Annotated in this window: 11 protein-coding genes; 8 read left to right on the top strand and 3 right to left on the bottom strand. The window is 39.9% G+C overall.

What is annotated here, in order from left to right:
• The 6 genes from LD39_RS15655 to LD39_RS15630 form a co-directional block, all read left to right on the top strand.
• A partial coding sequence (locus tag LD39_RS15655; RefSeq protein ID WP_197061443.1) for an FAD:protein FMN transferase occupies nt 1–552 on the top strand: 552 nt, incomplete at its 5' end.
• On the top strand, nt 510–1,049 hold the full coding sequence (locus tag LD39_RS15650) for a ferric reductase-like transmembrane domain-containing protein (protein ID WP_052158907.1): 540 nt from the start codon (nt 510–512) through the stop codon (nt 1,047–1,049). The genes LD39_RS15655 and LD39_RS15650, both read left to right, overlap by 43 nt.
• Before the next feature lie 20 nt (nt 1,050–1,069).
• Complete coding sequence (locus tag LD39_RS15645; RefSeq protein WP_035549354.1) at nt 1,070–1,738, top strand: response regulator transcription factor; 669 nt, start codon at nt 1,070–1,072, stop codon at nt 1,736–1,738.
• Nucleotides 1,735–2,952: a cell wall metabolism sensor histidine kinase WalK gene (locus LD39_RS15640; RefSeq protein ID WP_052158906.1), complete on the top strand. Its 1,218-nt coding sequence runs from the start codon at nt 1,735–1,737 to the stop codon at nt 2,950–2,952. Before LD39_RS15645 ends, LD39_RS15640 begins: the two co-directional genes overlap by 4 nt.
• Before the next feature lie 97 nt (nt 2,953–3,049).
• Nucleotides 3,050–3,253 carry a hypothetical protein gene (locus LD39_RS15635; protein ID WP_035549352.1) on the top strand — a complete coding sequence of 68 codons (204 nt, stop codon included), beginning with the start codon at nt 3,050–3,052 and terminating at the stop codon, nt 3,251–3,253.
• A gap of 36 nt (nt 3,254–3,289) precedes the next feature.
• Nucleotides 3,290–3,487: a hypothetical protein gene (locus LD39_RS15630; RefSeq protein WP_035549349.1), complete on the top strand. Its 198-nt coding sequence runs from the start codon at nt 3,290–3,292 to the stop codon at nt 3,485–3,487.
• 192 nt (nt 3,488–3,679) lie between these two features.
• On the opposite strand, the gene LD39_RS15625 is transcribed toward LD39_RS15630, so the two are convergent.
• From LD39_RS15625 to LD39_RS15620, 3 genes are all read right to left on the bottom strand, one after another.
• A complete protein-coding gene (locus tag LD39_RS15625) occupies nt 3,680–3,943 on the bottom strand; it encodes a hypothetical protein (RefSeq protein WP_035549346.1) in 264 nt (87 codons plus the stop codon).
• A 327-nt stretch (nt 3,944–4,270) separates the two neighbouring features.
• Nucleotides 4,271–4,414 carry a hypothetical protein gene (locus LD39_RS23165; RefSeq protein ID WP_197061442.1) on the bottom strand — a complete coding sequence of 48 codons (144 nt, stop codon included), beginning with the start codon at nt 4,412–4,414 and terminating at the stop codon, nt 4,271–4,273.
• A gap of 306 nt (nt 4,415–4,720) precedes the next feature.
• On the bottom strand, nt 4,721–4,930 hold the full coding sequence (locus tag LD39_RS15620; RefSeq protein WP_035549344.1) for a YkvS family protein: 210 nt from the start codon (nt 4,928–4,930) through the stop codon (nt 4,721–4,723).
• Nucleotides 4,931–5,169: 239 nt separating this feature from the next.
• Between LD39_RS15620 and LD39_RS21845 the strand changes: the two genes are divergently transcribed.
• Nucleotides 5,170–5,748: a YdcF family protein gene (locus tag LD39_RS21845; protein WP_052158905.1), complete on the top strand. Its 579-nt coding sequence runs from the start codon at nt 5,170–5,172 to the stop codon at nt 5,746–5,748.
• Nucleotides 5,749–5,892: 144 nt separating this feature from the next.
• Nucleotides 5,893–7,520, top strand: a 1,628-nt coding sequence (locus tag LD39_RS15610) for an alpha-amylase family glycosyl hydrolase (protein ID WP_035549341.1), incomplete at its 3' end; no start/stop codon positions are given.

The following is a 7,520-nucleotide window of genomic DNA, read 5'->3' as shown; positions in this document are numbered from 1 at the left end:
AAAAAATTAAAAGCAGTAGAAATTGATCTAGGCGGATTTGCCAAAGGCTGGAGTGTAGATGAGGCCTATAAGATAGCAAAAGGAGAATGGATCTATTTGGATGCTGGAGGAGACATGCGGTTTTCGTTTCATAGAGACCAGAACATAGGAGTATTGAATCCATTTGATCCAGCGACAGATATTGCAAAAATGACCATGCACCATGGAGCCATAGCGACTTCAAGCACGGTTTTCAGACGTTGGACGACTAATAAAGGAGAACGTCACCATATCCTCGATGGACGAACTGGTGAAAATGCTAGATCTGACGTGATCCAGGCGACTGTATTAACCAATAAGGTACAAAAGTCTGAGGTCTATGCAAAGGTCATGTGCATGAGAAATGCAATCGAATCTATTCAATGGCTGAAAAGGCACTGCCCCGAGGCGGCTGCTATTTTAATAACCGAGGATAAGAAGATCTTTCTCACAAGCAACATAGCCGATTATTGCAAAGGAGTGAAAACGGCATGGAAATCTCAACTTGGGAATGGACCAGAATTTCAGGTTTAACCAGCTTCTTTCTATTATTTTTATCCATTTTAATTGGACTTTTACAAAGCTCTCCGCTTATTCACCCCAAATGGAGAGGATCAAAAAATTTGTTCCACCAGTTAACTGGATGGGTGGGCTTTCTCCTCATGATTTTTCATGGTGTTATCTTGATTTATGATCACTACGTAAGTTATCAATGGTACGAAATATTCGTCCCATTCACTTCTGATGAGCATCGAATCCTTACAGGAATAGGCACGCTTTCCCTGTACGGAGTCTTCCTAATTTTACTTTCATCGGATATGATGAAAAAAGTTGGATATTCCATTTGGAAGAAGATTCACTTATTCTCTTTACCAGCTTATCTGCTAGTGCTCCTTCACGGGTTTTTCATTGGCTCAGATACTTCGACTGAAGCAATCCCCCTTATGTATGCAGGAACGACTCTTTTATTAACAGGAGCATATCTAGCTAAAAGAGTTAGCGGAAAAGGAAAAACTAAAACTGCGCATTAGTCACGGAAGGATGGTCGTTTTTGAATATTTTATTAGCAGAGGACGATCTAAAATTAGGTCGTCTCCTTTTACACCGTCTGAAAAAAGAATTTTACCAGGTCGATTGGGTTCAGGATGGGCAATCTGCTTACGACTATGCTCATTCTCACTTATATGACGTTCTCATCTTAGATTGGATGATGCCAGAGATGAGCGGCCAGGAAGTGTGCGCCGCTCTTCGGAGAGAGAAGTACACTTCGTCTATTTTGATGCTTACTGCCCGCGATAGCACCGATGACCGGGTCCTTGGTTTAGACACAGGAGCCGATGATTATATCGTGAAGCCATTTGAATTTGATGAACTTTTTGCTCGTATCCGTGCCCTTGGAAGAAGAGCGATGCGGAATTTTCAAGAAGAAAAGGTTCAACTTGGGGACATGCATTTAAACCGGAGTTCTCACACTCTCTATGTCCAAGGGAAAGATGTCTCACTCACCTATAAAGAATACCAGCTTATGGAATCACTTATTATGAATGCAAAGCATGTGCTGACTCGAGAGCAATTGATCCAAAAAGTATGGGGCCTCGATGCTGAAGTAACGGATAACAACCTCGACTCTCTAGTCAAGCTGACGAGGAAGAAACTGAGAGAAGCAAATGCTGAACACGAAATTAAAAGTGTTCGGAATGTAGGATACCGAATCCAATGAATGAGATGATCAAAAAAACGAAAAAGAGATTAATGTGGCTGTTTACTGTTTTAACTATGCTCTTATTACTTTTGTTTATTACGATTGCTTACCTGACCGTTTCTAAATCCGTCCTTAATGATCAAAAGGATAAAGTGACGCAGTTGATCTCTGATGAATCACTTGGACGAATGATCCACGAAGCCTCGGAACCTCGTGAGCGAGATTTCAGTAACAACTTGTTCGCTATTGCGACAGAGGGTGGAGAGATTGTGAACAAGAATAATAGCAATATAGATGGGTTAATAAAGGACTGGAACCCCGATTCATTAGAAATAAAAGAAAAAGATCATGAAGATAGAGATTATTTAGTAGCAGCACGTCCTTTAGAGCAAGCGGGATACGCTTATACAGCTATCGATATTACACAGCAAAAAGATGTTCTTCACCGCTTGTTAATCGTCCTATTACTATTAGCTTGTTTATTCACATTTGCGACGATGGGTTTATCTTTTTATATGGCAGGCAGATCCATCGGACCCATTGTACAATCTGTTCGAAGACAAAGGGAATTCGTGAATGATGCATCCCATGAATTACGAACACCTTTAAGTATCCTCTCTGCAGGATTCGAAGTGCTGGAAGAAGAAGAAAAAAGGACGATGTCTGCGTTTTCTCAGGAGACGGTTGAAGATATGAGAGGCGAAGTGAAGAGGATGTCCTCACTAGTCAATGACCTTTTGTTTCTAGCTCGAACTGATTCTGAAAAAGTTTCAATTGAGAAAAAAACCTTCAATTTATCTGATGTAGCCAAACGGTCTGTCCGCTCTTTTTCTACACTATTAGGTGAGACGAGTCTCACTTTAACCAGTGATATCCAAGAAAATATCTCCTTTTTTGGAGATAAAGAAAAAATCCGCCAACTCATTTTTATATTCTTAGATAATGCGTGGAAATACAATAATATCAATGGTTCGATTCATGTTCAGTTAACAGCTTCAAGCCAGACCATTCATCTTGTCGTTGAAGATTCTGGGATCGGAATTGATGCTGAAGATCAGATGAAGATTTTCGAACGTTTTTATCGAGTCGATCAGTCACGATCACGTAGTCTTGGAGGAAACGGGATAGGTTTATCCATAGCCGATTATATTGTGAAGGCACATGGAGGAAAGATTGAAGTCGTTAGTAAGGCAGGGCAAGGAGCTCGTTTCACGATCCTCATCCCTACTTGAAAATGAAAACTCTTTAAAAGAGGAATAAAAAAAGGGAAATTTTTCCTCCATGGAGCGTATATGATGTTGAGAGTTAAACGAAGTGGAGGCGATGTTTATGTTCCTGCAATGGGTTGACTGGATAACTCCCACTAGTCCACTCGCTTCATTTTTCTTTGGTGTTTTATTTACAACCATTCTAGGAATCACTATTTGGTTTGAGACAAAACAGCCCAAGATGGTTTTCATTGCAGCACTAACTGGAATCGCCGTAACATTTATAGGGGTATCAATCTTAACGTTTTTAGGCTATTACACTTAATTTAAGGCAAATCCATTCTAATTAAGGAGGAATTATGTGTTTCTTTTAACCACAGCTCAAGGTGGAATGAATACAGGCGACGTAATCATACAAGTAATCTTTTTCTTGGTGATGATCGCCGTTCCCCTTGCCTTTCTCTATTTCTTCATTAACATTAGAAAACAGGGAAATGAATTAAAACGTATAGAAGGAAAATTGGATGTGTTAGTAGAGGACCATAAAAAAGAGGAGTAACGTTCTTCTATCTCAAATTTAACCGCAACTAGTGAGGTACTTCAAGAACATAAACCCAGGCAAATTGGGAGCTGGATATAACCTCACACCTTAAAAATTTATCGACATACAAATGATTTTATAATTTCCTCGACGATTACAAAAAAGACCTTCCGCCAAACACGGAAGGCCTTCTTTTACTATTTTCTCTCTCTATGAAGCACTACGACTAAAAACCAACACGCCATGTACCCTTTTAAATGTATAAGGGCCGGCATACTCAAGGAATGGTTTCACATCAGGGTTCTTGATGCGTATTTTTGAAATCGTTGGTTTCGTTTCCATAATCCGTTCGAACGTACTCTCCGTCAGTTGCCTTACAGGTTCAATAACGATCGTCTGATCCAGCCGGACACTATACCGGCCGAAAATGGACAACTCATCTTGGTCTAAAAAAAGTCTCGTTATTTGTGCCAATCCACTTCACCCTTTCAGTACTCTCTATTTACTGAAGTGTTTAGCACATCACCCTATCCTGTACTTTTATCTTATCTTATCTCTGCCTTCTATGAAAACGGTAAATCGAACTACGAATGTGCTGTACAGAACGAAACTTTAACAGATTAGAGGAAACTTGTGCGCCATCTCTCCGCCAAACTCGTATCTTCAACTCTTAAGCAGCTGCATCATTCTACGTCTGAGAATACAGCGTTCGATAGATTTGATCTAAAGCATTCGTCCATAAGCGGTCGGTGTAGATGACTGAAAGTGTATTCCTCTTTCTGATTAAGGTCGAGTCCCTCTTTATAAGAGATGGATATGAGTAATTTTTGCTTTTGGATTATCTTTCAAATAAACTTCACGTGCCTTTTCCCGATGGGTTGCGAGTACGGCTACCTGTTTAACCACTCCCGATTTTACCTGGTAATAAATCAAATACTTCTCCACGCTGGCAATGCCCCCTTTCTTATCGGACGAATAGAATTGCTAAAAGTATTCGCCGAAAAAAAGGAATTTATACAAAAAAGACTTACCTTTCCGATTTCTAGAAATGTAATAACTGATCTAACCCCTTCTTGTCTTTTTTATTACTATATTGTAATCACATAGTTATATAATGTGAAACCTATTTTACCTTAGCAATTAGACATGCAAATATGTCTCTAAGACAGGGTACAATGGGGTTACATTCCTCCTCTTGATATGTAGAGATACAAAAAACCCTCTCTTTTAAACAGAGAGGGTTTTAACGATCTATTCCTGTATTATACGGTAGTTGGTATGAGCGACGACAGTTCGGTCGTACTCGAAATCGATTTCATCTAGATTATCCATTACTGTTAAATCGACAATTACTGACCGCTGGCATTGACTAGGAATGACTTTTCCTGTAAAAGTAATGTCATTTCTTTCAAAACTCACAATTTGGCCAGGGGTCGCAATTTTATCATCAGGCTGTATCATATCTTCCTACCCTTCCTCTACAACAAAATTTCAACGATGTTGAATCAATTTTACATTGAATTGACAAACAATTCAAATAAAAAGGTTTGCAGAATATGTTACTTTATTCGACAAAAAAACTCAAGCGAAAAGGATGCAAATTCATGGATTATCAGGTTTAGAAATGGTATTTTCGAGTTAATGTAACTTTATCCAATCATTTACATAAAATCAAGCGAGCAGAAAGGAATTAGAAACCATTGACCTTACATAAAACTAAAAAAGTCATCCTTACTACTTTCATGGCGTTTGTTTTCCTTTTTATATCGTTCATCATTACATTGTTTATTCTCGGCCCCGAATTTCTCGAGGCTGAAAGCAACGCGCAGGCTTCCGATGCCATCATTCTTCTAAGCAGCAGTGAAGAAAGAATGGAAAGGGCCATAGACCTTTACCATGATGGGAAAGCAAATAAAATCATTTTGACGAATTCGACAGAACACTGGACCAAAAAGGAGACAGTTGCAGATCGAGGTGTAGATGAGCAGGACTTGATCGAGGAACCAAAAGCGACGAGTACTTTTGAAAATGCTACCCTCTCCGAGGAAATTATGAAAGAGCATAACTTCAGTTCAGCCATTGTCGTGACAAGTGATTATCACTCACGCCGGACGAAGATGACATTTGACGGGGTTTACAGCAACGACATTCAGTTATCCTATTCCTTTGCCGAATCGTTTTTCAATCCTGAGGACGGACTTACAGAAAGAGAATCAGAAACTGTATTTACAGAATACGTGAAAATGATCGCTTATTGGCCTCGTTTATTATTTGTCTAATCCCTGTTTTTCCCAAGCTGTTAATCAACTAAAATAACGGTTCTTTTTTTCCAGCAACCATTATTTTAGTCCTATAGACATATGGGATATCTTCTTTTATTATGAAAACGATTACAAAAAATTCTAAAAATAGGGAGTGCTTCAATGAAGAAAAATTGGATTTGGCTTATCGGTTTGACGCTTTTATTTTTGTCATTTGCGCAACCGTTTGCACTTAACGAAGGAAATAAAGTCTATGCAGATGAAAAAACATATGACTCCGTCGTTCTACGCGGAAGTGCAGACACACTGGACTGGAGTTCGAATGACCACCCTTTACAATATAACGAAGAAGAAGGATTATGGCTCAGCAATCCTATTGAATTAGAAGGCGGCGAAACTACAGAATATAAATTTGTGTATGACGGGAATTGGATGCCTGGAAGCAATTTAACCTTCACTCCACCCCAGGATGGCACCTACATATTTGCTTTTCATCCAGAAAATGAGCGTAGTGTTGATGTGCGACTTGCGGATTCTGGTTCAGGGAGCCTGACTCTGGAATTAACGGTTCCAGAAAACACGCCAGAATGGATCGTCCCGACAGTAGCTTCTAATAAAAACAACTTCAACTATCAAGTAAGCCCTTTGAAGAAAATCGATGACCGTACTTACGAAATTATGGTTACCGGCAAGGCCGGTGACACACTATCCTATTTTTATAGTTTAAGTGGAGAACCTTACAAAGAAGTACGTGAAGAACCTCGTACAGCCATTTTCACAGAAGACAACAAGCGCTATGAAGATACAGTTACTGAATGGAAGACCATACCTGTTGCACAGGATGTGACACATGATTTCAATCATGATCCGTACACTCCAGATAAACACGGCCAAGTAAAAGTAACCGTGACTGTTCAACACTTCGGCCCCATTGATCAGGGGGCAATTTACTACACAACAGACGGATCCTCTCCAGACGGAAAAAGAGGGGAAGCGAAGAATGGAAAAACAGCTTCCCTCCAAGTCGTTGATACTGTAACAAATGCCGATGGCTTAAAAACGACTACAATGACCGGAATCATTCCTCGTCAAAAGAATGAAACACGTGTTAAATATAAGATTGATGTGTGGAACTCTGCTAGTGAAGGTTCACAGTTTGCCGATAACAATGCTCTTAAATCAGAAGACGCTACAGAATTCGCTTACTATGTAGATGATTATGAGTCACCTGAGTGGGCAAAAGAATCGATCATCTATCAAGTGTTCGTCGATCGTTTCCGTGATGGCAGTGAAGAGAATAATACATCCGTCAATCCTTCTCTTTCATATGATGAACAGCTGAAAGGCTGGATGGGAGGAGACCTTCAAGGTGTATTGGAAAAAATCGATTATATCGATGTCCTTGGGATCAATACGATTTGGGTATCACCGATTTATGAAGGTCCATACTCTCACGGTTATCATCCAAAAGATTTCATGAATGTCGATCCCCGCTTCGGTAGTAACGAATTGATGAAAGAGCTTGTAGATGAAGCTCACGAGCGTGGTATCAAAGTTGTTTATGACCTTGTACCGAACCACACTTCAAGTCAGCACCCTTTCTTTCAGGATGCGCTTGAAAATGGAGAAAACAGTCCTTACTTTGACTGGTACACGTTCTTGAACTGGCCGAACGAATATGAAACATTTTATGGCGTGCAGGAGCTGCCTGAATTGAACAATGATAACCCTGAAACGAGAGCGTATATGCTCAATGAAGTTGTTCCGTTTTGGATGGAAGAGATCGGAGT

Source organism: Halobacillus sp. BBL2006 (genome assembly GCF_000786645.1).
In the GTDB taxonomy this organism is placed as follows: Bacteria; Bacillota; Bacilli; order Bacillales; family Halobacillaceae; genus Halobacillus.
Note: the sequence above shows the minus strand (reverse complement) of the source record. Positions and strands in the feature narration are given on the sequence as shown.